Source organism: Pseudomonas sp. DCA-1 (genome assembly GCF_046523955.1).
GTDB lineage: Bacteria > Pseudomonadota > Gammaproteobacteria > Pseudomonadales > Pseudomonadaceae > Aquipseudomonas > Aquipseudomonas putida_Y.
Genome location: NZ_CP169881.1, coordinates 1936814 through 1961721, shown reverse-complemented (window position 1 = coordinate 1961721; position 24908 = coordinate 1936814). Strand labels below are relative to the sequence as shown.

Genomic DNA, 24908 nt, shown 5'->3' with positions numbered 1-24908 from the left:
GAGACAATTATCGGAATGACAAGAATGGCGTCCCAGGCAGGAATTGAACCTGCAACCTTCCCCTTAGGAGGGGGATGCTCTATCCAATTGAGCTACTGAGACGCTACGACCGGCAGCGAGCGCTGCACAGCGGGATGGCCAGCATGTTAACCAGCATGCTGGCGTTTGTCATGCCTCAACTGGGCTTTTTCGCGTAATCCTTTTCTGCGGCTGCTATCCCCGCGGTAGCACGCCCTGATTGCGAAGCAGCGAAAAGAATGCAGCGACCGCCGCCTCCAGCGTGGAAGAATTATCCAGCACATGCACCGACGGGTCGGCTGCAGCCTGCAAGCGTGCGCTGCGCGCCAGGCGCTGCTCCACTTCTTCTGTGGTTTCCCGGCCCCGGGCCAGCAAGCGCTGGCGCAGCACCTCAGGCTTGACCTGGACCAACACGACCAGCAAGTCCGGATAGCGCTGACGGGCCTCTGCCAGATAAGCCCGCGAGCCATTCACCAGTACCGGCCTCCCCGCCGCCAACCACTGGTCCACCTGCCGGGGTATGCCATAGTCCAGGCCATTGGCCCGCCAGTGCATGGCAAACGCACCCTGCGCACGCAAGGTATCAAACTGCTCGGGCGTGACCCCTTGGGCAGCTTCGCCTTTGGCTTCGGCCGACCGGGTGATGACCCGGCGGGCTATTTCTACCCCGGCGACGGCCAGTTGCTCACGCGAAGCGTCGATCAGGGAATCCTTCCCGGAACCCGACGGCCCAACCAGAAATATCAACCGGCCTGTCCCTGATCGGCGGTCGCTTGCGTCATGTTGCATAGCCACTATGCTCTATGGAGGGAACCGGCGCATTCTAGGGCTTTTCCGGGCATTTTTCTGGGTTTTACCAATTGTTGACGGCAAATGACTGACGGCCAGGCTAGCCAGAGCATGTGAAACTTTTCAAACCAGTGCTCATTTCTGATAATTGGTACTGGCATAAAGCCTTTATCCGGCTCACTATTTGTCACATAATTGACGCCAAGCAAACGGCGACCTTGAGGCAAGATGAGCATCCATTTTTCACTGGCGGTTGAACATTTTGTCGTCGCCACGGTCGTACTTCCATCCCGTGCGGCCAATTTGAGAACCGCTTCCCCTGAACCAAACTCCGGTCAATTTATATGCGCCCAATGAAACAGGCTATTTATTCGAGCCGCACCGCTGACAAGTTCGTCGTCCGCCTGCCAGACGGAATGCGTGAGCGCATTGCCGAGGTAGCGCGCAACCACCACCGCAGCATGAACTCCGAGATCATCGCACGCCTGGAACAGAGCCTTATCCAGGAAGGCGCGCTGGGTGACGAGCTCAGCATGCGTCTGGACAGCCCAGAGCTGTCCCTGCATGAGCGCGAGTTGCTGCAGCGCTTCCGCCAACTGTCCCACCGCCAGCAGAACGCTCTGGTCGCCCTCATCGCTCACGATGTGGAAATGGCCGCAGACGCTTCCTGAGGCCTGCGCGAACACAAGAAAGCCAGCGTAAGCTGGCTTTTTTGTCGGCGACTGACTGGCAGCAATCGCATTCCCCTGTGGGATTGCTCCCACAGGGAGGATCGGCTTACAGCAGGAACAGCGTAGCCAACCCAAGGAAGATGAAGAAGCCACCGCTGTCAGTCACAGCAGTGATCATCACGCTCGCCCCCATCGCAGGGTCGCGACCCAAGCGGGCCAATGTCATCGGGATCAGCACGCCCATCAGCGCCGCCAGTAACAGGTTCAAGGTCATCGCTGCGGTCATCACCACCCCCAGCGACCAGCTGCCATACAGCCAGAAAGCCACCGCACCAATCACTCCGCCCCACACCAGGCCGTTGATCAGCGACACAGCCAACTCCTTACGCATCAAGCGGCTGGTATTGCCTGGCGATACTTGATCCAGGGCCATGGCGCGGACGATCATCGTGATGGTCTGGTTACCAGAGTTGCCACCAATACCCGCAACGATCGGCATCAACGCAGCCAACGCCACCAGCTTTTCAATCGAACCTTCGAACAACCCGATCACTCGCGAAGCAACGAACGCGGTAATCAGGTTGATTGCCAGCCACGCCCAACGGTTGCGGAACGAACGCCAGACCGAGGCAAAAATATCTTCCTCTTCACGCAGACCCGCCATGTTGAGGACTTCGCTCTCGCTTTCCTCACGGATCAGGTCAACCATTTCGTCGATGGTCAGACGGCCGATCAGGCGTTCGCTCTTGTCCACCACCGGGGCGGATACCAGGTCATAACGCTCGAAAGCCTGCGCTGCATCGTAGGCATCTTCCTCGGGCTGGAAGGAGACGGGGTCGGTCGCCATGACCTCCGCGACCTTTTTCTCCGGGTCGTTGACCAGCAGGCGCTTGATCGGCAATACCCCCTTGAGGATGCCGTCGTAATCGACCACGAACAATTTGTCGGTGTGGTTCGGCAGTTCTTTCAGGCGGCGCAGGTAGCGCAGAACCACTTCCAGGCTGACGTCCTCGCGGATGGTGACCATCTCGAAGTCCATCAACGCACCGACCTGCTCCTCGTCGTAGCTCAGCGCCGAACGCACCCGTTCGCGTTGCTGGGCATCGAGGGTCTCCATCAGCTCGTGAACAACGTCGCGCGGCAGCTCTGGGGCGAGGTCGGCCAGTTCGTCGGCGTCCATCTCCTTGGCGGCAGCCAGCAGCTCGTGATCGTCCATGTCGGCGATCAGCGACTGGCGAACCGAATCGGAAACTTCCAGCAGGATGTCGCCATCGCGCTCCGAGCGCACCAGTTGCCAGACCGTCAGACGATCTTCCAGGGGCAAGGCTTCGAGGATATAGGCGATGTCGGCGGGGTGCAGGTCATCGAGCTTGCGCTGCAGCTCGACGAGGTTCTGACGGTGGACCAGGTTTTCCACCAGGTCGTTGTGCGCGCCTTCCTGGCGATGGGTCAGGTCTTCGACCATACGCTGACGCTGCAGCAGTTCGACCACCTGGGCCAGGCGATCCTGCAGGCTTTCTTGCGCTTTTTTAACTTCTACTTCAGTCATAGGCGAACTCCACTCCCAGCAGCGGAGCACGCCGAGGGAATCAATCGGTCAGATCTTTCTGTATGAATCTTGTTAGCGAGTAACTACTGGGTAAGTCCATGGTGGTTTTCCACAAGCCCCGGCGGGGCTGACGGGCGCAATCATACACTGCTAAAGCTGTCAGATCGCTTAAATTTTTGGCCAGAACAATCGTTTGCGTGATAAAGCTGGGACAACGCTCGAAGCTATCAGTGCGACGGTTGTTGTGGATGAGAAAGCACATTTGATTTTTGAGGCCGCACAGCGGCTCCAAGCTACACCGCAATCATTACAGAAGAGCGTAGATCGACATGATCAAGAATTCATTGGCGCACAAACAAAAAGCCCGCTCTATTGAGCGGGCTTTTTGATGGGGTGTGGCGGACTCAGCAGGATTCGAACCTGCGACCGCTCGGTTCGTAGCCGAGTACTCTATCCAGCTGAGCTATGAGTCCGTGGTGGTAGTTTTAGACCAGATTACCACTGGTTTACTGAAGTAGCTTTGCAAGCAGAACCACTTCAAAAAGTGGCGGACTCAGCAGGATTCGAACCTGCGACCGCTCGGTTCGTAGCCGAGTACTCTATCCAGCTGAGCTATGAGTCCGCAATTGGTAGTTTTAGACCAGATTACCACTGGTTGTTTGAAGCAGCTTTTAAGCAAAGCCACTTCAAAAGTGGCGGACTCAGGAGGATTCGAACCTCCGACCGCTCGGTTCGTAGCCGAGTACTCTATCCAGCTGAGCTATGAGTCCGTGTCTTGCCGCGCATTATAGGTCGCTGAAACATTTTTGCAAGAACTTTTTCGTTTAAAATCAACTACTTAGCGTTCTTGCCGTTTACAGCGCCCTAAGCGAATAATGGCGGTGAAGGGGGGATTCGAACCCCCGATACCCTTATGAGGTATACTCCCTTAGCAGGGGAGCGCCTTCGGCCACTCGGCCACCTCACCGCAACACGAGGCGAATATTAAAGAACCTCTTTCACCTTTGCAACCCTTTTTTTGAAAAAAACTTCAAAAAAATTAAAGGCTTGGCTCTTCATCCTTCTCCTTCTTGATCCGCAGGTAGATTTCCTCGCGGTGAACTGCCACTTCTTTCGGGGCGCTCACGCCAATACGCACCTGGTTGCCTTTGACGCCAAGCACCGTCACGGTGATCTCGCCGTCTCCAATGATCAGGCTCTCGGCGCACCGACGAGTCAGAATCAACATAGCTTTCTCCTTACGCAAAACATTCAGGGGTAACAGTCTTGGATTTCGGGACAAGGTCGCGGACGACGACCAAGGCCCTGGTTACTCGCCGCACAGGGCAGGACAGGGCCTGCGCGGCGAGCAGAAACGCGAAGGGCGCGGCAAGCCGCGCCCTTCCAGGCAGCGCCTTACTCGCCCTGTCGGGCAGGAGCATCCAGATCGAACGCGGTATGCAGCGCGCGTACGGCCAGCTCCAGATACTTCTCTTCGAGCACCACCGAAACCTTGATCTCGGAAGTGGAGATCATCTGGATGTTGATGCTCTCCTTGGCCAGGGCTTCGAACATGCGGCTGGCAACACCGGCGTGTGAACGCATGCCGACGCCAACGATCGAGACCTTGGCGATCTTGGTGTCGCCGATCACTTCACGGGCACCGATTTCGCGTGCAGTGTTTTCCAGCACGCTATGCGCCTTCTCGTACTCGTTGCGGTGCACGGTGAAGGTGAAGTCGGTGGTGTTATCGTGCGCAACGTTCTGCACGATCATGTCGACTTCGATGTTCGCAGCGCTGATCGGGCCGAGGATCTTGAAGGCCACGCCCGGGGTATCCGGCACGCCGCGAATGGTCAGCTTTGCTTCATCACGGTTGAAGGCGATACCGGAAATGATCGGCTGTTCCATGGATTCCTCTTCATCAATGGTAATGAGGGTACCCGGACCCTCCTTGAAGCTGTGCAGCACGCGCAGCGGAACGTTGTACTTGCCGGCGAACTCCACCGAACGGATCTGCAGCACCTTGGAGCCGAGGCTGGCCATTTCCAGCATTTCTTCGAAGGTGATCTTCTCCAGGCGACGAGCCTGTGGCACGACACGCGGGTCGGTGGTGTAGACACCATCGACATCAGTGTAGATCTGGCACTCATCAGCCTTCAGCGCCGCCGCCAGGGCCACGCCAGTGGTATCAGAGCCACCACGCCCCAGGGTAGTGATGCTGCCGTGCTCATCGACGCCCTGGAAGCCTGCAACCACGACCACGCGGCCTTCCTTGAGGTCGGCACGAATCTTCTGGTCGTCGATTTGCAGAATGCGCGCCTTGTTGTGCGAGCTGTCGGTGAGAATACGCACCTGGTTGCCGGTGTAGGACACCGCTGGCACACCACGCTTGATCAAGGCCATGGTCAGCAGGGCAATGGTGACCTGCTCACCGGTCGACACGATCACGTCCAGCTCACGAGGAACCGGGTGATCGGTAATCTGCTTGGCCAGGTCGATCAGACGATTGGTTTCACCGCTCATGGCCGACAGCACAACCACCAGGTCGTCGCCCGCTTCACGGTGTTTCTTGACCTTTTCGGCTACCTGCTCGATCCGCTCGATGGAACCGACAGAGGTGCCGCCAAATTTCTGTACGATCAACGCCATTTCAATGGTGCCTCAGCCCATACAGGGCCCCAAATAACAATCCAACATGAAGGAGTGGACGGGAGTGGCCTGTGTGGCTACTAGACCATCCACCCCTTCATCTCAAAGTCCCTGCTCTGCGAATGGCACGGCCAGCGCCAGGGCCTGGTCCAGAGCTGCGACGTCGACGCCACCGCCCTGGGCCATGTCCGGACGTCCACCGCCCTTGCCACCCACCGCCGCAGCGGCTTGTTTCATCAGATCGCCAGCCTTGAGTTGGCTGGAGAGGTCCTTGGTCACGCCGGCCACCAGCACAACCTTGCCCTCATGCTCGCTGCCCAGCAGGATCACTGCGTGGCCGAGCTTGTTCTTCAACTGATCGACCAGCGCCAGCAGGGCCTTGCCGTCCTGCCCATCCAGGCGGGCGGCGAGGACCTTGGCACCCTTGACCTCAACAGCCGCGTTGGAGAGATCGTCCCCGGCGGCGCTGGCGGCCTTGGCCTGCAGCTGTTCCAGCTGCTTCTCCAGCTGGCGGTTGCGCTCAAGCACAGCCGACAGCTTGTCGATCAGGTTGTCGCGGTTACCTTTCACCAGTTGCGCGGCTTCCTTGACCTGCTCCTCGGCAGCGTTCAGGTAGGCCAGCGCAGCGGCACCGGTTACGGCTTCGATACGGCGCACGCCAGAGGCCACGCCGCTTTCGCTGATGATCTTGAACAGGCTGATGTCACCGGTGCGCTTGGCGTGAATACCGCCGCACAATTCCACCGAAAAATCGCCGCCCATGCTCAACACACGCACGGTGTCGCCGTACTTCTCACCGAACAGCGCCATTGCGCCTTTGGCCTTGGCCGTTTCGATGTCGGTCAGTTCGGTTTCAACGGCAGTGTTCTTGCGCACTTCACGGTTGACGATGTCTTCCAGCGCCTTGATCTGCTCTGGTTTCACCGCCTCGAAGTGGCTGAAATCGAAACGCAGGCGCTGGCTGTCGACCAGCGAGCCCTTCTGCTGTACATGCTCACCCAGCACCTGGCGCAGCGCTTCGTGCAGCAGGTGAGTGGCGGAGTGGTTCAACGAGGTGGCGTGTTGCACCTCTGCATCGACCTTGGCCTCGACTGGCGAACCGATCACCAGCGCGCCGCTGGCAACCACGCCGTGGTGCAGGAAGGCACCGCCGGTCTTGGTGGTGTCGCGCACGTCAAAGCGTGCAGCGCCAGCCTGCAGGAAGCCGGTATCGCCAATCTGGCCGCCGGATTCGGCGTAGAACGGCGTGCGGTCGAGCACGACCACGCCCTGCTCGCCTTCACCCAGCTGGTCGACGGACAGGCCGTCCTTGTACAAGGCGATGATCTTGCCTTGGCCTTCAGTGGCATCGTAACCGAGGAACTCGGTGGCGCTGTCGACTTTTACCAGGCTGTTGTAATCCATGCCGAAGGCGCTGGCGGAACGGGCACGCTCACGCTGGGCGTCCATTTCACGCTCGAAGCCGGCTTCGTCGATAGTCAGCTCACGCTCACGAGCGATGTCGGCGGTCAGGTCCATCGGGAAGCCATAGGTGTCGTACAGCTTGAACACCACGTCGCCCGGTACCACGTCGCCTTTCAGCTGGGCCAGGTCTTGCTCGAGGATGCGCAGGCCCTGCTCCAGGGTTTTGGCGAACTGCTCCTCTTCGGCCTTGAGCACGCGCTCGATGTGCGCTTGCTGGCTCTTCAGCTCCGGGAAGGCTTCGCCCATTTCAGCGGCCAGTGCGGCAACGATCTGGTAGAAGAAGCTGCCCTTGGCGCCCAGCTTGTTGCCGTGACGGCAAGCGCGGCGAATGATGCGGCGCAGCACGTAGCCACGGCCTTCGTTGGACGGCAGCACGCCGTCGGCAATCAGGAAACCGCACGAACGGATGTGGTCTGCGACCACTTTCAGCGAGGCCTGGCCATCATTGCTGCAACCGATGGCCTTGGCTGCGGCAGCCAGCAGGTTCTGGAACAGGTCGATCTCGTAGTTCGAATGCACGTGCTGCAGCACGGCGCTGATGCGCTCCAGGCCCATGCCGGTGTCCACCGACGGCGCTGGCAGCGGGTGCAACACGCCGTCGGCGGTGCGGTTGAACTGCATGAAAACGTTGTTCCAGATCTCGATGTAACGGTCACCGTCTTCTTCTGGCGAGCCGGGTGGGCCGCCCCAGATATCCGCGCCGTGATCGTAGAAAATCTCGGTGCACGGGCCGCACGGGCCGGTATCGCCCATGGTCCAGAAGTTGTCGGAGGCGTACGGGGCGCCCTTGTTGTCGCCGATGCGCACCATGCGCTCGGCCGGCACGCCGACTTCCTTGGTCCAGATGTCGTAGGCTTCGTCGTCAGTGGCGTAGACGGTGACCCAGAGCTTTTCCTTGGGCAGGTTCAGCCACTGCTCGGACGTCAGGAAGGTCCAGGCGAAGGTAATGGCGTCGCGCTTGAAATAATCGCCGAAGCTGAAGTTGCCCAGCATTTCGAAGAAGGTGTGGTGACGCGCGGTGTAACCGACGTTTTCCAGGTCGTTGTGCTTGCCACCGGCACGCACGCACTTCTGGCTGCTGACAGCACGCGTGTAGGCGCGCTTCTCCGCACCGAGGAAGCAGTCCTTGAACTGGTTCATGCCTGCGTTGGTGAACAGCAGGGTCGGATCGTTGTTCGGGATCAGCGAACTGGAGGCGACTCGGGTATGTCCCTGCTCTTCGAAGAAGCGAAGGAAGGCTTCACGGATTTCTGCGCTTTTCATAGGTTCTTCCACGGAAACGGCGGCCCTGTTGGGCAAACGCGTCGACGAAACGACGGCAAAGGGCCGCATTATATCGGTCCTGCAGTCTCGATGCAGTGTGTTTATACGATAGAAGCCATCGTTTGGACGGTTTTTCGGGCTATGCAAACGAAAACGACATGACCGGATGCTAAATCCTGTGTTTCGCCACTGGCAAGCCAATTACCGCTCAAGGGAAGGGAAAATGGAACAGGCGGTGAATTAAAAGGTTTTCATCATGGATAGGATCCGAAACCCTGTCGCCTGCAGGCGACAGCGCTCTCAGCCCAGCCGCTGCCCCGAATCCGGCACGATCAGAATGCCGGCGCGCAAGCCATTCTTGACTTTGGGGTTAGGGAAGATGATGCGTGCGCCCTCCTCCTCGACCACCCAGCGCATCTCGGCCAGGTCTTCAGCCAGCAGGTAACCCTTGCTCAGCTCGGAGAAGTTTTCGATGTCAGCCGGCAGGTGCAGGTGGAAGCTGTCACTGTGCTTGATGATTTCGCGGGAAACCCTGAACAATTGCAGGCCATCCAGCGAACTTTCTTCCTCTGGCTCGGTAGCTTCGATAATGCGAATCAGCCGCTCTTCGAGCTTGTCGAGATTGACCTGCTCGTTCTGGCCGAACGGACGGGCCTTGCCCAACTCCAGGGTAAAGGCTTCAGCTTCGAGCTGTTCATAGGTGAAAGCACTGAAGGTGATGGACGACTTGCTTTGCAGTAATACCGCTTCCATACCTGCCGCCGCCAGGCGCACCAGTTCGCGACGGGAGTGCTTGCGCCCTTCTTTATAAGGGTACAAGGCGAATTGCTCGATCTTCGAACCGCGGATGGCAGTATGCAGGTCGTAATGCAGGCGGCTGCGCTCCGGCTTGCTGAAGAACACCCGGGCGAACTGCTCCAGCTCGGCAGCACGCAATGCTTCGAAACCGCTGGAAAGCTCATGGCGGCCATTGAACAAACGGTTGATGTCCTGCTCGATAAAGCGCTCGCCCTTGCGGATCGCCGCCGGGTTGCCGAACAGGAACAGCACCCGTGCCCTGGGTTTGATCTTGCCGTTGGCCACGCCATGCAGCAGCCGCTCGAGCAATTCGATCGGCGCTGTTTCGTTGCCATGAATGCCGGCGGACAACAGTAAGTCCAGCCCGCAATCTTCGCTTTCGGCCGGACGCACTTCGAGCGCGCCCTCCCCCAGCCACCGCAAACGCGCGCCCTTGGGTGTCACTTGGGTCTTCTCGGCCGGTTCGTGATCGGTGAGGGTCAGCTCAAGCAATTTGCCAAGGGCGAGCATAGGGACTTCCTTAGTGGTGGTGACCGCAGTCAGGGCCATGAACGTGATCGTCGTCTTCGCCAAGCTCTGCCGGTTCCATTTCCAGCTGCAGGCTGACCAGGTTGGTGGCCATCGGGCGCAGCAGCAAGTTGGCATACTCGGTGTCGTCTTCCTCGACATCCACACCGATCAGCAGCTGGCCACGGCCATCCTGCTGAATCCACACTTCCTTGCCTTGCCAGACCACAGCAAAGCGGGTGCAGGAAGTTTCCAGCTGGGTGCCGTCTTCATCTTCGAGGATCAGGCGCAAGGCGTCGGTCATTACAGAGTCTCTCTTCAAGGTTGGCGTTGGAACGGATACACCGAGCCCAACTTCAGGATCTGGGTCAATTCGTCCAGTGCCGTACGGCATTCCACCAGCAGTTGCGGGTCAGCCAGGTCTGCTTCGCCAAGGCGATCGCGGTAGTGCCTGTCGACCCACTGCAGCAGCGTGTCATACAGCGAGGCCGTCATGATAACGCCTTGGTTGACCGCCGCCAGTTCCGATTCCTTCAAGGCTACGCGCAAACGCAGACAGGCTGGGCCGCCGCCGTTTTGCATGCTCTGCTTGAGGTCGAACACCTTGACCTCCTTCACCGGGCCTCCCTGACTGGTCAACTGGCCAAGATAAGCCCAGACCCGCTCGTTGTTGCGGCACTCTTCCGGCACGACCAACAGCATGGAACCATCGTCGCGGCTCAGCAGCTGGCTGTTGAACAGGTAGGAACGCACCGCGTCCTCCACCGCCACCGCGGCTCTGGGCACGCAGATGGCCTGGAAGTTGCCACCCTTGCTGGCCAGTTTAGCTCGCAGCTGCCCAAGCACCGCGTCGGTATCGAGAAACGCGTCCTCGTGGTAGAACAGCACTTCGCCGTTACCCACCGAAATCACATCATTGTGGAACACACCCTGGTCGATCACCGCCGGGTTCTGTTGAGCGTAGACCACACCGTCATCGCTCAGGCCGTGCAGCCGGGCCACAGCCTGCGAGGCCTCCAGGGTTTGTCGGGCCGGATACTTCTGTGGCGCCGGGTAACGGCTGTCGAAGGCGCTGCGACCATAGACAAAGAACTCCACACCGGCCTCACCATAGGCGCGGCAGAAGCGCGTGTGGTTGGCCGCGCCCTCGTCACCGAACTGTGCCACGGCAGGCAGCGCGGCGTGATGGGCAAAGTGCTTCTCGTTGTTGAACATGGCGCCCAGCACGCGGCTGGTGGTCGGGTGCTCGATGCTGCGGTGATATTTGCAGTTGAGGTTGGCGGCGGTGAAGTGCACACGACCGTCAGCCGTGTCGGCACTCGGGCTGACTGTCGCGGCGTTGGCCACCCACATGCTTGAGGCCGAGCAACTGGCCACTAGCAACGGCATGGCCTCGCGGGCGGCGCGCTGGATGACTTCGGCATCGCTGCCACTGAACCCCAGGCGGCGCAGCGCGGCCACGTCCGGGCGTTCCTGTGGCGCCAGAACACCCTGCTTGAAGCCCATGTCGGCCAGCGCTTTCATCTTCGCCAGGCCCTGGCGCGCCGCCTCACGCGGGTTGGACCCCTGCTGGCTGTTGCTCTGCGAAGCCACGTTACCGTAAGACAGGCCGCCATAGTTGTGGGTAGGCCCCACCAGGCCATCAAAATTCACTTCATAGGATTTCATCGGCTAGGCTCCGTGACTGTTGTTATAGGGTGACGCCCGGCGTCAGGGTCGCCGGCAAGGCAAGGCTGGCGGTCTCCAGCGAAGCCACGGGGTAAGCGCAGTAGTCGGCCGCGTAATAGGCACTGGCGCGATGGTTGCCACTGGCACCCACGCCGCCGAACGGTGCGCTGCTGGCAGCCCCCGTCAGCTGTTTGTTCCAGTTGACGATGCCGGCGCGGCTGCGCAGCCAGAAGTACTGGTAGCGTGCGCGCGAATCGGACAACAAACCGGCAGCCAGGCCATACTGAGTGTTGTTGGCTTCATCGATGGCAGCATCGAAGTCGGCGTAGCGGATCACCTGCAGCAGCGGGCCGAAAAACTCTTCGTCCGGGCGGTCAGCCACGGCGGTGACATCGACAATGCCCGGGGTCAGCAGTGCGGCATCGGCCTGTGGCTGGGTCATTTCCAGCAGTTTCACGCCACCTTTGGCGGCCAGTTCGGCCTGGGCCGCAAGCAGCGCCCGAGCCGCCTGCAGCGAAATCACCGAGCCCATGAAAGGCGCCGGCTGCTCATCGAACGCCCCCACCGTGATGGTTTTGCACACCTCGACCAAGCGCGCGATCAGCGCATCGCCCCAGGCGCCTTGCGGTACCAGCAGGCGCCGCGCGCAGGTGCAGCGCTGGCCAGCGGAAATGAACGCCGACTGGATAATGGTATACACCGCCGCGTCGAGGTCCTTGACCTCGTCCACCACGAGCGGGTTGTTACCCCCCATTTCCAGGGCCAGGATCTTGTCTGGACGCCCTGCGAACTGCTGATGCAGCAGGTTGCCGGTGCGGCTGGAGCCGGTGAAGAACAGACCATCGATACCTGGGTTGGCGGCCAGCGCCACACCGGTTTCGCGTGCCCCCTGCACCAGGTTCAGCACACCCGCCGGCAGGCCGGCAGCAATCCAGCAGTTGACGGTAAGCTCAGCAACCTTGGGGGTCAGCTCGCTGGGCTTGAACACCACGCAGTTGCCTGCCAGCAGCGCCGGCACGATATGGCCATTGGGCAGGTGCCCGGGGAAGTTGTAGGGGCCGAACACCGCCACCACACCGTGGGGCTTGTGCCGCAAAACAGCCGTGGCATCGGCCAGCGGACCACTCTTTTCGCCGGTACGCTCGCGGTAGCTCTGTACCGAAATCGCCACCTTGTTGACCATGCTGGTGACTTCAGTCGCAGATTCCCACAGCGGCTTCCCGGTTTCCTCGCCAATGCATTGGGCCATGGCTTCGGCATGCACTTTCAACTGCGCGGCAAACTTCTCCAGCACATCGATACGTGCCTCCAGGCTCAACTGCGCCCAGGCCGGGAAGGCCTGCCGCGCCGCCTGCACAGCAGCGCTGACCTGGCTGGCGTCAGCGCCCTGCCCTTGCCAGATCACGGCCTGGGTCACCGGGTTGAGCGACTGCAGGGTTTCACCCTGGCCAGCCTGCCAATTGCCTGCGATGTAATGCGTGGTCATTTACTGGGCCTCCCGGCTGGCCGACAGCGGCACCGCGCGCACATTGTCGCCGACGCCCATGCGCAGGCGCTTGGCGGTCAACGGGTCGACCACCAGGGTACCGGCGGCCAACCGTGCAGGTGCAGCAGTGATACGGCAGTCGTCGCGCTTGCGGTTGTGGATGATGAAAGGGGTCGCGTCGTCGCCTGGCGTACCTACCGCCAGCACCAGGGTCTGGCTCTCGCGCACCGCGCGGATCTTGGCAGTGTCACACTCGATGGCCGGGCCGGCGTCAAAGATGTCGACGTAGCCCTGATAGTTGAAGCCCTCCTGCTTAAGCATGGCCAGCGCCGGCTCGGTGTCTTTGTGCACACGGCCGATCACGTTGCGCGCAGCCTCGGACAGGAAGCAGGTGTACAGCGGGAACTTGGGCATCAGCTCAGCGATGAACGACTTGTTGCCCACGCCGGTGAGGTAGTCGGCCTGGCTGAACTCCATCTTGAAGAAATGCCGGCCCAGGCTTTCCCAGAACGGCGAACGGCCCTGCTCGTCAGACATGCCGCGCATTTCGGCAATGATCTTCTTGCCAAACAGCTCCGGGAACTCGGCAATGAACAGCATGCGCGCGCGCGACAGCAGACGGCCATTGAGACCCGAGCGGTGGTCGCTGCGCAGGAACAGCGAGCACAGCTCGGAGTTTCCGGTCAGGTCGTTGGCCAGGAACAGCGTCGGGATTTCGCGGTAGATCTTCAGCTCCTGCGAGGCGCTGACCGTCAGGCCGACCCGATAGTTGTACCAAGGCTCACGCAGGCCGACGGCGCCGGCGATGGCACTGATGCCCACCACCAGACCTTCGTCGTTTTCCAGCACGAACAGGTAATCGGTGTCACCACGCTCGGCTTCGCCACGGAAGCTTTTTTCCGCCCAACCAACACGGTGCCCGAGGCGCTCTTCGTTGGCCGGCAGCGTGGTCAGCCCGGTGGTGCCGGTGCTGCGTGCCAATTCGATCAACGCAGGCAAATCGCTGCTGCGTACAGGACGAACGATCATGCTATCTCCTTGTGCGGCGGCATCGGCCGGCGCAAAACACTGCTAACGCATCAATCCCGAAACGTCTGTTGCCAGACCTCAAACCGCGACCAGGCGCACGCTGGCGCCCTCGCCCACGCCCAGCGCGTCGGCTGCAGCCACGCTCAGGCTGACCGGTTTGCCAGGCACCCAGTCCAGGTCCAGCAACACCGCGCGGTAGTCCTGCAACTGGCCGTTGCACACCAGGTACGGGCGCCCACCCTTGACCGGGGCCTCTTCGATCTTCACCGGGACCACCCGGCTCTGAGCGATCGAGCGGATGCCAGAGGTGCGCGCATGCAGGGTCGGGCCGCCGTCGAAGATGTCGATGTAGTGCTCGGTCTCGAAGCCTTCGCGCATGAGTATGTCGAAGGTGATCTGTGCCCGCGGATGTACCTGGCCCATGGCTTCCTGCGCCAGGTCTGGCAGCAACGGCACGTAGATCGGGTAATGCGGCATCAGCTCGGCGAGGAAGGTACGGCTCTTCAGGCCGCACAGGCGCTCGGCGTCGGCATAGTTGAGGTCGAAGAAGTTGCGGCCGATAGCATCCCAGAACGGCGATTCACCCTGCTCGTCGCTGAAGCCGACGATCTCGGTTACCACCGAATCGGCGAAGCGCTCCGGGTGCGCAGCCATGAACAGCAGTCGACCACGCGAATTGAGCTCGGCCCAGCCACTGTTCACCAGTTCCGGTGCTACATAGAAACTGGTCAGCAGGCTGTTGCCAGTCAGATCGTGACACAGCGACAGCACATGGATCTTGTTGTGTATCTTCAGCTCGCGCGAGGCGTGCACGAATGTTTCGTTACGAAAACTGTAGAACGGCTCGGAGTAGCCGGCCGAAGCGACGATGGCTGAGCAACCGGCCAACTTGCCTGTTTCGCTGTCTTCGAGCACGAAAAAATAACTCTCTTCGCCGTTGAAGCTGACCTCGGCGGCGAAGGATGTCTCGGAGGCGGCAATCTTGTCGCCGAGACGAGCGGTGTCGTCCGGCAGCGAGGTGACACCAATGGGGCTGTCTGCAGCCATGCGCTGCACGTCGTTCAGATCAGCCATTTGCGCGGGGCGCATCACCAGCATGGTGTCACTCCTTTGGAATACGGGCCGTTCACAGCGGCACGAAAAAACGGCAGGCACCCAGGCACCTGCACTGGAATCGGGTATCGCCGGCCCGGATCGGCCTCGTGCCGAGGCTGGGCTGAGGCCGGCGAAAGGACCGTTGGCGGATCAGCCTTTGGTCAGTGTGGCCACAGCGCGCTCGAAGCGGTCCAGGCCTGCGTCGATATCGGCGTCTTCAACCACCAGGCTTGGGGCGAAGCGGACAACGTCCGGGCCGGCCTGCAGCACCATCACGCCTTCTTTCTCGGCAGCGTTGAGCACGTCCTTGGCCTTGCCTTTCCAGGCCTCGGTCAAGACGCAGCCCAGCAGCAGGCCGACGCCACGCACCTGGCTGAACAGGTTGTACTTCTGGCCGATCTGCTCCAGGCGGGTTTTGAAGCGCTCGTGCTTAGCCTTGATACCGGCCAGGGTTTCCGGGGTGTTGACCACATCCAGCACCGCGCAGGCAACGGCGCAGCCCAGCGGGTTGCCGCCATAGGTGGTGCCGTGGGTGCCAACGGCCAGGTGCTTGGCCAGCTCGGTGGTGGTCAGCATGGCACCAATCGGGAAGCCGCCGCCCAGGCTCTTGGCACTGGTCAGAATGTCCGGGGTCACGCCGTAGTGCTGGTAGGCATACAGCGAGCCGGTACGGCCCACGCCAGTCTGCACTTCGTCAAAGATCAGCAGAGCGTTGTGCTCGTCACACAGTTTGCGCGCGCCTTCCAGGTAGGCCTTGTCGGCCGGCACCACGCCGCTCTCGCCTTGGATCGGCTCGATCACCACGGCGCAGGTCTTGTCGGAAATCTGTGCCTTCAACGCTTCCAGGTCGTTGTACGGCACATGGCTGATACCGGTGATCTTCGGGCCAAAGCCATCGGAGTACTTTGGCTGGCCACCCACGCTGACGGTAAACAGGGTGCGGCCGTGGAAGCTGTTCACGGTGGCGATGATTTCGTGCTTTTGCGGACCGAAGCGGTCATGCGCCACACGACGGGCCAGCTTGAAAGCGGCCTCGTTGGCCTCGGCGCCGGAGTTGCAGAAGAACGCGCGGTCGGCAAAGGTGGCGTCCACCAGCTTGTGGGCCAGGCGCAGGGCCGGCTCGTTGGTGAACACGTTGGAAACGTGCCAGAGGGTGTTGGCCTGTTCAGTCAGGGCCTTGACCAGTGCCGGGTGGCAGTGGCCCAGGGCATTGACCGCGATGCCGCCGGCAAAGTCGATCAACTCGCGACCCGACTGGTCCCAGACGCGGGAACCCTCGCCTCGCACAGGAATGAAGGCCGCCGGAGAATAGTTGGGGACCATCACCTGGTCGAAATCGGCACGTTGCACCGGGGCTTGCTCAACGGACATCTGAGTCTCCTGAAGAGGAACGCTGGCCTGGAAGTGGCGAGCGATGGGGGGATTGTAAGGACTGATCCGCGCCTGTCCTTGCGGCCAAGCGACAACTTGTTACAGCGCAAAACCCAGTTTTGACAAGGCTTTCGGCAATGCGACAAACACTGTCGCAATCGCGCAGTGTACGGGAGAGAGGGGGCTGGGTGAACGGGTGTTCACACAGGATTGAGGGAGGCGGGATGTTTGGCGATGTTGATGTGTTGACGGGGAGATCGAGCGCCGCCCGCGCGGCGCATCGCGAGCGAAGCTCGCTCCTACATTTGTTGCAACGTGCCGAGCCTGTTACGCCATGGTTGCCAGCCTTTGTGCATGGCTTGAGCCTTACAAACAAGGCTGACAACCATGGCCTCACAGGCCTGGCCACGTTGCAACAAATGTAGGAGCGAGCTTCGCTCGCGATGCGCCGCACGGGCGGCGCTCGATTTGCGCCCCACCACCAACCTCAAGGCCTACACCCCGAACCCACCCAAAATGTCAGCCTTTTTCAGCCGGCGCCGAACTCAACTCAGTGCCGAGCCTGTTACGCCATGGTTGCCAGCCTTTGTGCATGGCTTGAGCCTTACAAACAAGGCTGACAACCATGGCCTCACAGGCCTGGCCACGTTGCAACAAATGTGGGAGCGAGCTTCGCTCGCGATGCGCCGCGCGGGCGGCGCTCGATTTGCGCCCCACCACCAACCTCAAGGCCTACACCCCGAACCCACCCAAAATGTCAGCCTTTTTCAGCCGGCGCCGAACTCAACTCAGTGCCGAGCCTGTTACGCCATGGTTGCCAGCCTTTGTGCATGGCTTGAGCCTTACAAACAAGGCTGACAACCATGGCCTCACAGGCCTGGCCACGTTGCAACAAATGTAGGAGCGAGCTTCGCTCGCGATGCGCCGCGCGGGCGGCGCTCGATTTGCGCCCCACCACCAACCTCAAGACCTACACCCCGAACCCACCCAAAATGTCAGCCTTTTTCAGCCGGCGCCGAACTCAACTCAGTGCCGAGCCTGTTACGCCATGGCTGCCAGCCTTTGTGCATGGCTTGAGCCTTACAAACAAGGCTGACAACCATGGCCTCACAGGCCTGGCCACGTTGCAACAAATGTAGGAGCGAGCTTCGCTCGCGATGCGCCGCGCGGGCGGCGCTCGATTTGCGCCCCACCACCAACCTCAAGGCCTACACCCCGAACCCACCCAAAATCTCAGCCTTTTTCAGCCGGCGCCGAACTCAACTCGAACGGGCTGCTGCTGCGTCGCTGGTTACGGTCTTCCCGCGGCGTGGCGCCAAAGAAGTTGCGGTAGGCACTGGAAAAATGCGGCCCCGAGGAGAAGCCACAGGACAGCCCGATCTGAATGATCGACTTGCTGGTCTGCATCAGCATCTGCCGCGCCTTGTTCAACCGCAACTCCAGATAGTACTGGCTGGGAACGCGGTTCAGATACTGCTTGAAGATACGCTCCAACTGCCGACGCGATACGCACACATGCTGGGCAATTTCGTCGGTGGTCAGCGGCTCTTCGATGTTGGCTTCCATCAGCAACACAGCCTGAGTCAGCTTGGGATGACTCGAACCCAGGCGGTTCTGCAGCGGGATACGCTGACGCTCGCCACCCTCGCGGATGCGCTCCACCACCAGCTCTTCCGACACTGCCCCAGCCAGCTCAGCCCCGTGATCGCGCGCCAGCACCGCCAGCAGCAGGTCGGTCACAGCCATACCGCCGCAGGCAGTCAGACGGTCGCGATCCCAGTCGAACAGGTGGCTGGTGGCGATGACCTTGGGGAAGCGCTCGGCAAAGTCATCCTGCCAGCGCCAGTGCACGGCTGCCCGGTAACCATCGAGCAGGCCCAACATTGCCAGCGGATATACCCCCGCCGACAGGCCACCGATCAGGCAGCCACTGCGCGCCAGCTGCTTGAGCGCCGTTGAGAAGGCAGCCCCCATTGCCGCTGGCGGCTCGTCGGCCAGCAGAAATAGCTTGTGGCAACCCTCCAGACGGCCGAGCCACGGCTCGCCCGGCAGACGCCAGGCGCCTTCCTGCGCAGGCTCGGCCTGCAGGAAGACCAACTCGTAGACCACATCCGGATGCACCCGCTGCGCCACCAGCAACACTTCCTCGGCCAATGCCAGGGTCAAGGGCCTGGTGCTGGGCCAGATGAGAAAACCGATTCGCTGGGTGGTCATAGGGTACGGTCCGAAACCTGAGGTCGTTCGAGTCTGTGCGCCGGGTCAGGCTGCGCTCGCCGCGCAGCATGCCCTATTCTGGTGCAAAAATGCAGCTTTTACTTCAGGCTGCCGGAGAGGAACTGCTTCAGGCGCTCCGACTGCGGGTTGGCCAGCACTTCACGCGGGCAGCCGGTTTCTTCCACCAGGCCCTTGTGCAGGAACACCAACTGGTTGGACACCTCGCGGGCAAAGCCCATTTCATGGGTCACCACCACCATGGTCCGCCCCTCCTGGGCCAGCGCCTGCATTACCTTGAGCACATCACCCACCAGCTCAGGGTCGAGCGCCGAGGTTGGCTCGTCGAACAGCATGACCTCCGGCTCCATGGCCAGCGCGCGGGCAATTGCCACACGTTGTTGCTCACCACCCGACATATGCCCGGGGAAGGCATCCTTGCGGTGGGCGACGCCGACTTTGGCCAGGTAGTGCTCGGCCTTTTCCAGGGCGTCCTTCTTGTTCACGCCCAGCACGTGCACCGGCGCTTCGATGATGTTCTCAAGCGCTGTCATGTGCGACCACAGGTTGAAGTGCTGGAACACCATCGACAGGCGCGAGCGCATCCGCTGCAATTGACGCGGGTCGGCAGCCTTCAACGCGCCATCCTTGCCGGCGACCAGTTTCAGCTCTTCGTTGTTGAGCAGGATCTTGCCGGCGTGCGGCTGCTCCAGCAGGTTGATGCAGCGCAGGAAGGTCGACTTGCCCGAACCGCTGGAGCCGATGATGCTGATGACGTCGCCGGCCTTGGCCGCCAGCGACACACCCTTGAGCACTTCGTGGCTGCCGTAGCGCTTGTGCAGGTCTTGGACTTCGAGTTTGTACATGCTGTCGATTCTCACAGAGCGGTCAGTGCTTGCGCGGCGCCAGGTAGCCGAGCCAGCGGCGTTCGGCCATCTTGAACAGGCGCACCAGGATGAAGGTCAGGCACAGGTAGAACACGCCCGCCGTGATGTAGGCCTCGAAAGGCAGGTAATACTGGGCATTGACCGTGCGCGCAGCACCGGTGATGTCGATCAGGGTAACGATCGACGCCAGGCTGGTGGTCTGCAGCATCATGATCACTTCATTGCTGTATTGCGGCAGCGCCCGACGCAGTGCCGAGGGCAGCAGGATGCGGCGGTACATTTTCATGCGCGACATGCCCATGGCCTTGGCGGCCTCGATCTCGCCATGCGGCGTGGCCTTGAGGCTGCCGGCAATGATTTCGGCGGTATAGGCACTGGTATTGATGCCGAACGCCAGGCAGGCGCAGAAGGTGGCACTGGACAGCAGCGGCCAGAAGATACTCTCGCGCACCGCCTCGAACTGGGCCAGGCCGTAGTAGATCAGGAACAACTGCACCAGCATCGGCGTGCCACGGATGACGTAGGTGTACAGCCATGCAGCAAGGTTGACCACCGGCTGCCTGGATACCCGCATCAGGCCCAGCGGAATGGCTGCCAGCAGGCCGAAGAAAAGCGAAATTGCCAGCAGCTTCAGGGTGGTCAGCAGGCCGCCGAAGTACATCGGCAGCGCTTCCCAGACGACGTTGTAGTCGAAGATCATAGTTCAGCCACCTTGACGCCCACCGAGTAGCGGCGCTCCAGATACTTCAGGGCCAGCAGCGAGACACTGGTCAGCACCAGGTACAGCGCCGCCACTGCCAGGAAGAAGGTGAAGGGTTCGCGGGTGGCGTCAGCCGCCTGCTTGGCCTTGAACATCATGTCCTGCAGGCCGACGACCGAAATCAGCGCAGTAGCCTTGGTCAGCACCAGCCAGTTGTTGGTGAAGCCCGGAATGGCCAGGCGAATCATTTGCGGCACCTGGATGCGGAAGAACACTTGGCGAGGGCTCATGCCATACGCCACGCCCGCCTCGGCCTGGCCTTTGGGAATGCCCAGGAAGGCCCCGCGGAAGGTCTCCGAGAGGTAGGCGCCAAAAATGAAGCCCAGGGTACCGATACCCGCAACCAGCGGGTTCAGGTCGATGTAGTCTTCGTAACCGACCAGCGGCGCCACCCGGTTGATGATGTCCTGCCCGCCGTAGAAGATCAGCAGGATCAGGACCAGGTCCGGAATACCACGGATCACCGTGGAATACAGATCGCCCAGCCAGGCCAGCCAGCGCACTGGCGACAAACGCAGCGCCACACCGATCAGGCCGAGTACGATGGCCAGGGCCATCGACGACAGGGCGAGCTGTAGCGTCAGCCACGCCCCGTCGAGGATGACTGCCCCGTAGCCTTTCAACATGATGAGGTCCTCGACCTAGAGAATGAAAAATGGTGCAAACCCCAGAGCCTCTGCTGTTTGCACCATTGCACAGGTGAAACCCGACGTCTTACTTCGAGTCTGGACCGTAGATGTCGAAATTGAAGTACTTGCTCTCGATTTCTTTGTACTTGCCGTTGGCACGGATGGCGTCGATAGCCGCGTTGATGCGGTCGACATTGGCCTTGTCACCCTTGCGTACGGCGATACCGATACCGTCACCGAAGTACTTGGCGTCGGTGAAGGCAGGGCCTACGAACGCAAAGCCCTTGCCAGCGTCCGTCTTGAGGAAGCCGTCTTCCAGCAGGGTGGCATCAGCCACGGTGCCGTCGAGGCGGCCAGCTGCGACGTCCAGGTAGATTTCGTTCTGGGTACCGTAAGGCACCACGGTGGCACCTTTGGCACCCAGCACTTCCTTGGCGAAGCGGTCGTGAATGGAGCCGCGCTGCACGCCGATCTTCTTGCCTTTCAGTTCGTCAAGGCTATCGCTGACAGTGGTGCCGTCCTTCATGACCAGGCGCGCCGGAGTCAGGTAGTAGCGCTTGGTGAAGTCGACCGACTTCTTGCGGTCATCGGTGATCGACATGGACGACAGGATGGCGTCGATCTTGCGCACTTTCAGCGCCGGGATCAGGCCGTCGAATTCCTGTTCGACCCAGGTGCACTTGGTTTTCATCTCTTCGCACAGGGCGTTGCCGATATCGTAGTCAAAGCCGGCAATGCTGCCGTCAGGTTGCTTGAAGGCGAAGGGTGGGTAAGCAGCTTCGATACCGATTTTCAGCGGTTTTTCATCAGCCTGCGACACCAGGGAAAACACAGACAGCGCCAGGGCGCCAAGCAGTGCGAGCTTCTTCATCAGGTAACTCCATCGGTACGGGGCAATACAAGGCAGGTAACGGCTGCCCGATATGCGAATGAGTACAACGCGAGCCGCGCAGGGTTCGACCAAGGCCGCATACCACGAGCGAGTGAGTGGCATTTTAACGACAGCCCGGTAGTCGATATTTCTTCAAAGCGACAACTACTTATAGAAGCGCCTGAAACCGCCGCGGGCGATGTTGACAGCCAGTGCAGAATATGCAATGGCGCAAGAAATAGAACCTATAGACCTAGCAATTCCTGGGCCTATTATTGGCAAAGCCTTGTACGACGGCAAGTGTAGCGTGCCGCGATGCACAAAATGGCGACCCCGACGCACCGAAACGGGCCGGAATTGTTTCCTCGCGCTCCGAACCTGTGCGGGGCCGGTGACAGAACAGTTACCGATGATTGTCGGGTAACAATGCAAAAGCGGGCTTGCCCGCGAATGCGTGAGGTCAGGGTACAGCTTAGCCTGAACTGACGCATTCGCGGGCAAGCCCGCTCCTACAGGGGGTATTGCCGGGGAGGGGTTAGGCCGAAGCCAGGCTCATCGCCTTGTGTGTGTCGATCAGGTGCTGCACCACACTCGGGTCGGCCAAGGTCGAGATATCGCCCAGCGCGTCGTATTCACCGGTGGCAATCTTGCGCAGGATGCGGCGCATGATCTTGCCCGAGCGGGTCTTCGGCAGCCCCGGCGCCCACTGGATCACATCCGGCGAAGCAATCGGTCCAATCTCCTTGCGCACCCAGTTCTTCAGTTCCAGGCGCAATTGCTCACTGGCCTCGATGCCAGCATTGAGGGTGACATACACATAGATGCCCTGCCCTTTGATGTCATGCGGCACGCCAACCACTGCAGCCTCGGCAACCTTCGAGTGCGCGACCATGGCGCTTTCGATCTCGGCAGTCCCCATGCGGTGGCCGGACACGTTGAGCACGTCATCCACACGGCCGGTGATCCAGTAGTAACCATCCTCGTCACGGCGCGCACCGTCGCCGGTGAAGTACATGCCGCGGAAGGTCTTGAAGTAGGTGTCGACGAAGCGATCGTGGTCGCCGTACAGCGAACGCGACTGACCCGGCCAGGAATCAAGGATCACCAGGTTGCCTTCGGCAGCACCGTCGATCAGGTTGCCCAGGTTGTCGACCAGTGCCGGCACCACCCCGAAGAACGGACGGGTTGCCGACCCCGGCTTGAGACCCGTGGCGCCAGGCAACGGACTGATCAGGATGCCGCCGGTCTCGGTCTGCCACCAGGTGTCGACGATCGGGCAACGTTCCTTGCCTACGGTCTTGTAGTACCAGTTCCAGGCCTCAGGGTTGATCGGCTCACCCACCGACCCCAGCAGGCGCAGGCTGGAACCGTCGGCGCCCTCAACAGCTGCCTGCCCTTCAGCCATCATGGCGCGAATGGCAGTTGGCGCTGTGTAGAGGATGTTGACCTTGTGCTTGTCGACGATCTTCGATACGCGGGTAATGTCCGGGTAGTTCGGCACGCCCTCGAACAGCAAGGTGGTGGCGCCGTTGGCCAGCGGGCCGTAGACGATATAGCTGTGGCCGGTGACCCAACCGACGTCGGCGGTGCACCAGTACACCTCGCCCGGGCGGTAATCGAATACGCGCTCATGGGTCAGCGCGGCGTAAACCAGGTAACCGCCTGTGGTGTGCAGCACGCCCTTCGGCTTGCCGGTGGAGCCGGAGGTATAAAGGATGAACAGCGCCTCTTCAGCACCCATTTCTTTGGGTGCGCAGTGGCTGGAAGCCACTTTCATCAGGTCTTCGTACCAGATGTCGCGATGCTGGTGCCAGGCAATGTCGCCACCGGTGCGCTTGCACACGATGATTTTCTGCACGCTGCTGGTTTCAGGGTTGGTCAGCGCCAGGTCGACGTTGGCCTTGAGCGGGGTACGACGACCACCACGCACGCCTTCATCGGCAGTGATCACCACCTTGGACTCGCAGTCGATGATGCGACCAGCCAGCGCCTCGGGCGAGAAGCCACCAAACACCACCGAGTGAATCGCACCAATACGGGCACAGGCCAGCATGGCGACCACAGCTTCAGGGATCATCGGCATATAGATGGTGACCACGTCACCGCGGTGCACATCCTGGCCACGCAGGGCGTTGGCGAACTTGCAGACCTGCTCGTGCAACTCGCGGTAGGTGATGTTGCGGTGCTCGGAAGGGTCGTCACCTTCCCAGATGATGGCCACCTGGTCACCGCGCTCTTCAAGGTGGCGGTCCAAGCAGTTGGAGGAAACGTTCAGAGTGCCGTCGGCGAACCATTTGATATCGACATGGTGGTCGTCGAAGGAGGTCTGCTTGACCTTGGTGAACGGCTTGATCCAGTCGATACGCTGGGCCTGCTCGCGCCAGAAGCCGTCCGGGTTGATCACCGATTGCTGGTACATGGCCTTGTAGGTGGCCTCGTCGGTCAGGGTAGTGGCCGCAACCTCGGGACGAACGGGATACAGTGGAGCCGCACTCATCTGTGTTACCTCGGTGTAATAGTTGTTTTTGTATGGAACCGTTTGTAACTGTACCAGAGCGACAAAAGCCATTCGACGTTGGTAGTAATTTGGTACTCCCGTTCCGGCAAAGCGCTCTGGCGCGGGCATTACAGCCCCTTCGGAGAAAAACGAGGGGCTTTGGCACAGGATTGTTACAGATTCTGTCAAAACACTTTATCAAAACACCCACTGTTTCAGCATTGGCCACCGCCATAAAATTCATCTCGCCAGCAACGGCTAGGCGATTAACAACTGGTAACAGCCCCCACGAAGGCAAGCGTTAATCTCCCTCTAATCCCGATAGTTAAAACTCGCTGTACTCGCGGCGCCATAAGCGCCGCGTGCCCCCTCACGACCTTAGACAGGTAAATAGAAAATGAAAGCTTTACTGGTATTGGTACTTGGCAGTCTTTGCGGCGCGGCGATGGCCGGTGAAGCAAAAGATGCCGAGCAGATTCCGGTTGAACAGTACAGTTACTCGCAGCACCTGGACATCGCCCGCGTCATCTCCATGAGCGAAGTGCCCAATGTGTGCGAAGTCGTGCCAGCCCGCATGACCTATGAAGACTCCAAGGGCCAGAGACACATTCTCGAATACCGTGTGATGGGGAACGGCTGCTCTAACGGCTGACACCTTGTGAATTGGGGGCCCTGTGGGCCCCTTCGCGGGTGAACCCGCGCCTACGAACACCA

At 60.6% G+C, this 24908-nt stretch carries 22 protein-coding genes and 5 tRNA genes; 3 read left to right on the top strand and 24 right to left on the bottom strand.

Annotated elements, in window-relative coordinates; genetic code table 11:
* Window positions 1-25 precede the first annotated feature (25 nt).
* The 3 genes from ACE4QZ_RS09410 to ACE4QZ_RS09400 form a co-directional block, all read right to left on the bottom strand.
* A tRNA-Arg gene (locus tag ACE4QZ_RS09410) sits at window positions 26-102 on the bottom strand.
* A gap of 111 nt (window positions 103-213) precedes the next feature.
* Window positions 214-807 carry a phosphonate metabolism protein/1,5-bisphosphokinase (PRPP-forming) PhnN gene (gene phnN, locus ACE4QZ_RS09405; RefSeq protein ID WP_021785138.1) on the bottom strand — a complete coding sequence of 198 codons (594 nt, stop codon included), beginning with the start codon at window positions 805-807 and terminating at the stop codon, window positions 214-216.
* Between the two features lie 5 nt (window positions 808-812).
* Entirely contained in the window at window positions 813-1082 is a 270-nt protein-coding gene (locus tag ACE4QZ_RS09400; protein ID WP_135192500.1) for a hypothetical protein, read from the bottom strand.
* 69 nt (window positions 1083-1151) lie between these two features.
* Between ACE4QZ_RS09400 and ACE4QZ_RS09395 the strand changes: the two genes are divergently transcribed.
* Window positions 1152-1478 (top strand): Arc family DNA-binding protein, encoded by a 327-nt coding sequence (locus ACE4QZ_RS09395; protein ID WP_003254499.1) that lies wholly within the window; start codon window positions 1152-1154, stop codon window positions 1476-1478.
* A gap of 106 nt (window positions 1479-1584) precedes the next feature.
* Here the strand turns inward: ACE4QZ_RS09395 and mgtE are convergent, their stop codons facing one another.
* Window positions 1585-3027: a magnesium transporter gene (gene mgtE, locus ACE4QZ_RS09390; protein ID WP_003254500.1), complete on the bottom strand. Its 1443-nt coding sequence runs from the start codon at window positions 3025-3027 to the stop codon at window positions 1585-1587.
* Between the two features lie 193 nt (window positions 3028-3220).
* Here mgtE and ACE4QZ_RS09385 point away from each other — a divergent pair, with 193 nt between their 5' ends.
* Window positions 3221-3403, top strand: coding sequence for a hypothetical protein (locus ACE4QZ_RS09385; RefSeq protein WP_143514745.1), 183 nt, complete (start codon window positions 3221-3223; stop codon window positions 3401-3403).
* 20 nt (window positions 3404-3423) lie between these two features.
* Here ACE4QZ_RS09385 and ACE4QZ_RS09380 read toward each other — a convergent pair.
* The 20 genes from ACE4QZ_RS09380 to acs all read right to left on the bottom strand — a co-directional run bounded on the left by ACE4QZ_RS09380 (window position 3424) and on the right by acs (window position 24194).
* A tRNA-Arg gene (locus ACE4QZ_RS09380) sits at window positions 3424-3500 on the bottom strand.
* 72 nt (window positions 3501-3572) lie between these two features.
* A tRNA-Arg gene (locus ACE4QZ_RS09375) sits at window positions 3573-3649 on the bottom strand.
* Window positions 3650-3720: 71 nt separating this feature from the next.
* A tRNA-Arg gene (locus tag ACE4QZ_RS09370) sits at window positions 3721-3797 on the bottom strand.
* Between the two features lie 106 nt (window positions 3798-3903).
* A tRNA-Ser gene (locus ACE4QZ_RS09365) sits at window positions 3904-3994 on the bottom strand.
* Window positions 3995-4066: 72 nt separating this feature from the next.
* Window positions 4067-4255 carry a carbon storage regulator CsrA gene (gene csrA / locus ACE4QZ_RS09360; RefSeq protein ID WP_003254503.1) on the bottom strand — a complete coding sequence of 63 codons (189 nt, stop codon included), beginning with the start codon at window positions 4253-4255 and terminating at the stop codon, window positions 4067-4069.
* A 167-nt stretch (window positions 4256-4422) separates the two neighbouring features.
* The gene (locus ACE4QZ_RS09355; protein WP_021785137.1) at window positions 4423-5658 is read right to left on the bottom strand and encodes an aspartate kinase; all 1236 of its coding nucleotides are present in this window, start codon (window positions 5656-5658) and stop codon (window positions 4423-4425) included.
* 102 nt (window positions 5659-5760) lie between these two features.
* A complete protein-coding gene (gene alaS / locus ACE4QZ_RS09350) occupies window positions 5761-8385 on the bottom strand; it encodes an alanine--tRNA ligase (RefSeq protein ID WP_028696950.1) in 2625 nt (874 codons plus the stop codon).
* 300 nt (window positions 8386-8685) lie between these two features.
* Window positions 8686-9693, bottom strand: coding sequence for a succinylglutamate desuccinylase (astE, locus tag ACE4QZ_RS09345; protein ID WP_021785135.1), 1008 nt, complete (start codon window positions 9691-9693; stop codon window positions 8686-8688).
* A 10-nt stretch (window positions 9694-9703) separates the two neighbouring features.
* A complete protein-coding gene (locus ACE4QZ_RS09340) occupies window positions 9704-9994 on the bottom strand; it encodes a topoisomerase II (protein ID WP_003254508.1) in 291 nt (96 codons plus the stop codon).
* 14 nt (window positions 9995-10008) lie between these two features.
* The gene (gene astB, locus ACE4QZ_RS09335) at window positions 10009-11358 is read right to left on the bottom strand and encodes an N-succinylarginine dihydrolase (protein ID WP_103444745.1); all 1350 of its coding nucleotides are present in this window, start codon (window positions 11356-11358) and stop codon (window positions 10009-10011) included.
* A gap of 22 nt (window positions 11359-11380) precedes the next feature.
* Window positions 11381-12844, bottom strand: coding sequence for a succinylglutamate-semialdehyde dehydrogenase (astD, locus tag ACE4QZ_RS09330; protein ID WP_021785133.1), 1464 nt, complete (start codon window positions 12842-12844; stop codon window positions 11381-11383).
* Window positions 12845-13873 (bottom strand): arginine N-succinyltransferase, encoded by a 1029-nt coding sequence (astA, locus tag ACE4QZ_RS09325; protein WP_014590103.1) that lies wholly within the window; start codon window positions 13871-13873, stop codon window positions 12845-12847.
* Window positions 13874-13951: 78 nt separating this feature from the next.
* On the bottom strand, window positions 13952-14971 hold the full coding sequence (gene aruF, locus ACE4QZ_RS09320) for an arginine/ornithine succinyltransferase subunit alpha (protein WP_103462181.1): 1020 nt from the start codon (window positions 14969-14971) through the stop codon (window positions 13952-13954).
* 147 nt (window positions 14972-15118) lie between these two features.
* Window positions 15119-16339 carry an aspartate aminotransferase family protein gene (locus tag ACE4QZ_RS09315; RefSeq protein WP_021785132.1) on the bottom strand — a complete coding sequence of 407 codons (1221 nt, stop codon included), beginning with the start codon at window positions 16337-16339 and terminating at the stop codon, window positions 15119-15121.
* A 1233-nt stretch (window positions 16340-17572) separates the two neighbouring features.
* Window positions 17573-18553, bottom strand: a complete 981-nt coding sequence (gene argR / locus ACE4QZ_RS09310) for a transcriptional regulator ArgR (protein WP_021783461.1) — start codon at window positions 18551-18553, stop codon at window positions 17573-17575.
* A 98-nt stretch (window positions 18554-18651) separates the two neighbouring features.
* Window positions 18652-19416: an ABC transporter ATP-binding protein gene (locus ACE4QZ_RS09305; RefSeq protein ID WP_021783460.1), complete on the bottom strand. Its 765-nt coding sequence runs from the start codon at window positions 19414-19416 to the stop codon at window positions 18652-18654.
* Window positions 19417-19438: 22 nt separating this feature from the next.
* Entirely contained in the window at window positions 19439-20137 is a 699-nt protein-coding gene (locus ACE4QZ_RS09300) for an ABC transporter permease (protein ID WP_003254520.1), read from the bottom strand.
* The gene (locus tag ACE4QZ_RS09295; RefSeq protein ID WP_021783459.1) at window positions 20134-20823 is read right to left on the bottom strand and encodes an ABC transporter permease; all 690 of its coding nucleotides are present in this window, start codon (window positions 20821-20823) and stop codon (window positions 20134-20136) included. The genes ACE4QZ_RS09300 and ACE4QZ_RS09295 overlap by 4 nt, the downstream gene beginning before the upstream one ends.
* Window positions 20824-20911: 88 nt before the next feature.
* Entirely contained in the window at window positions 20912-21697 is a 786-nt protein-coding gene (locus ACE4QZ_RS09290) for an ABC transporter substrate-binding protein (protein ID WP_012051577.1), read from the bottom strand.
* Between the two features lie 535 nt (window positions 21698-22232).
* The gene (acs, locus tag ACE4QZ_RS09285; RefSeq protein WP_021783458.1) at window positions 22233-24194 is read right to left on the bottom strand and encodes an acetate--CoA ligase; all 1962 of its coding nucleotides are present in this window, start codon (window positions 24192-24194) and stop codon (window positions 22233-22235) included.
* Between the two features lie 397 nt (window positions 24195-24591).
* On the opposite strand from acs, the gene ACE4QZ_RS09280 reads away from it, so the two are divergent.
* Window positions 24592-24846 (top strand): DUF2790 domain-containing protein, encoded by a 255-nt coding sequence (locus ACE4QZ_RS09280; protein WP_021783457.1) that lies wholly within the window; start codon window positions 24592-24594, stop codon window positions 24844-24846.
* The last annotated feature ends 62 nt before the right edge of the window (window positions 24847-24908 follow it).

Excerpts from the sequence above, each read along its gene's own strand:
- mgtE (WP_003254500.1), bottom strand. The coding sequence starts at position 3,027 with ATGACTGAAGTAGAAGTTAAAAAAGCGCAAGAAAGCCTGCAGGATCGC.
- ACE4QZ_RS09305 (WP_021783460.1), bottom strand. The coding sequence starts at position 19,416 with ATGTACAAACTCGAAGTCCAAGACCTGCACAAGCGCTACGGCAGCCAC.
- astD (WP_021785133.1), bottom strand. The coding sequence starts at position 12,844 with ATGACCACGCATTACATCGCAGGCAATTGGCAGGCTGGCCAGGGTGAA.
- ACE4QZ_RS09355 (WP_021785137.1), bottom strand. The coding sequence starts at position 5,658 with ATGGCGTTGATCGTACAGAAATTTGGCGGCACCTCTGTCGGTTCCATC.
- acs (WP_021783458.1), bottom strand. The coding sequence starts at position 24,194 with ATGAGTGCGGCTCCACTGTATCCCGTTCGTCCCGAGGTTGCGGCCACT.
- ACE4QZ_RS09395 (WP_003254499.1), top strand. The coding sequence starts at position 1,152 with ATGCGCCCAATGAAACAGGCTATTTATTCGAGCCGCACCGCTGACAAG.
- astE (WP_021785135.1), bottom strand. The coding sequence starts at position 9,693 with ATGCTCGCCCTTGGCAAATTGCTTGAGCTGACCCTCACCGATCACGAA.
- ACE4QZ_RS09280 (WP_021783457.1), top strand. The coding sequence starts at position 24,592 with ATGAAAGCTTTACTGGTATTGGTACTTGGCAGTCTTTGCGGCGCGGCG.
- ACE4QZ_RS09295 (WP_021783459.1), bottom strand. The coding sequence starts at position 20,823 with ATGTTGAAAGGCTACGGGGCAGTCATCCTCGACGGGGCGTGGCTGACG.
- alaS (WP_028696950.1), bottom strand. The coding sequence starts at position 8,385 with ATGAAAAGCGCAGAAATCCGTGAAGCCTTCCTTCGCTTCTTCGAAGAG.
- astA (WP_014590103.1), bottom strand. The coding sequence starts at position 13,873 with ATGATCGTTCGTCCTGTACGCAGCAGCGATTTGCCTGCGTTGATCGAA.
- argR (WP_021783461.1), bottom strand. The coding sequence starts at position 18,553 with ATGACCACCCAGCGAATCGGTTTTCTCATCTGGCCCAGCACCAGGCCC.
- ACE4QZ_RS09300 (WP_003254520.1), bottom strand. The coding sequence starts at position 20,137 with ATGATCTTCGACTACAACGTCGTCTGGGAAGCGCTGCCGATGTACTTC.
- phnN (WP_021785138.1), bottom strand. The coding sequence starts at position 807 with ATGCAACATGACGCAAGCGACCGCCGATCAGGGACAGGCCGGTTGATA.
- csrA (WP_003254503.1), bottom strand. The coding sequence starts at position 4,255 with ATGTTGATTCTGACTCGTCGGTGCGCCGAGAGCCTGATCATTGGAGAC.
- astB (WP_103444745.1), bottom strand. The coding sequence starts at position 11,358 with ATGAAATCCTATGAAGTGAATTTTGATGGCCTGGTGGGGCCTACCCAC.
- ACE4QZ_RS09340 (WP_003254508.1), bottom strand. The coding sequence starts at position 9,994 with ATGACCGACGCCTTGCGCCTGATCCTCGAAGATGAAGACGGCACCCAG.
- aruF (WP_103462181.1), bottom strand. The coding sequence starts at position 14,971 with ATGCTGGTGATGCGCCCCGCGCAAATGGCTGATCTGAACGACGTGCAG.
- ACE4QZ_RS09315 (WP_021785132.1), bottom strand. The coding sequence starts at position 16,339 with ATGTCCGTTGAGCAAGCCCCGGTGCAACGTGCCGATTTCGACCAGGTG.
- ACE4QZ_RS09290 (WP_012051577.1), bottom strand. The coding sequence starts at position 21,697 with ATGAAGAAGCTCGCACTGCTTGGCGCCCTGGCGCTGTCTGTGTTTTCC.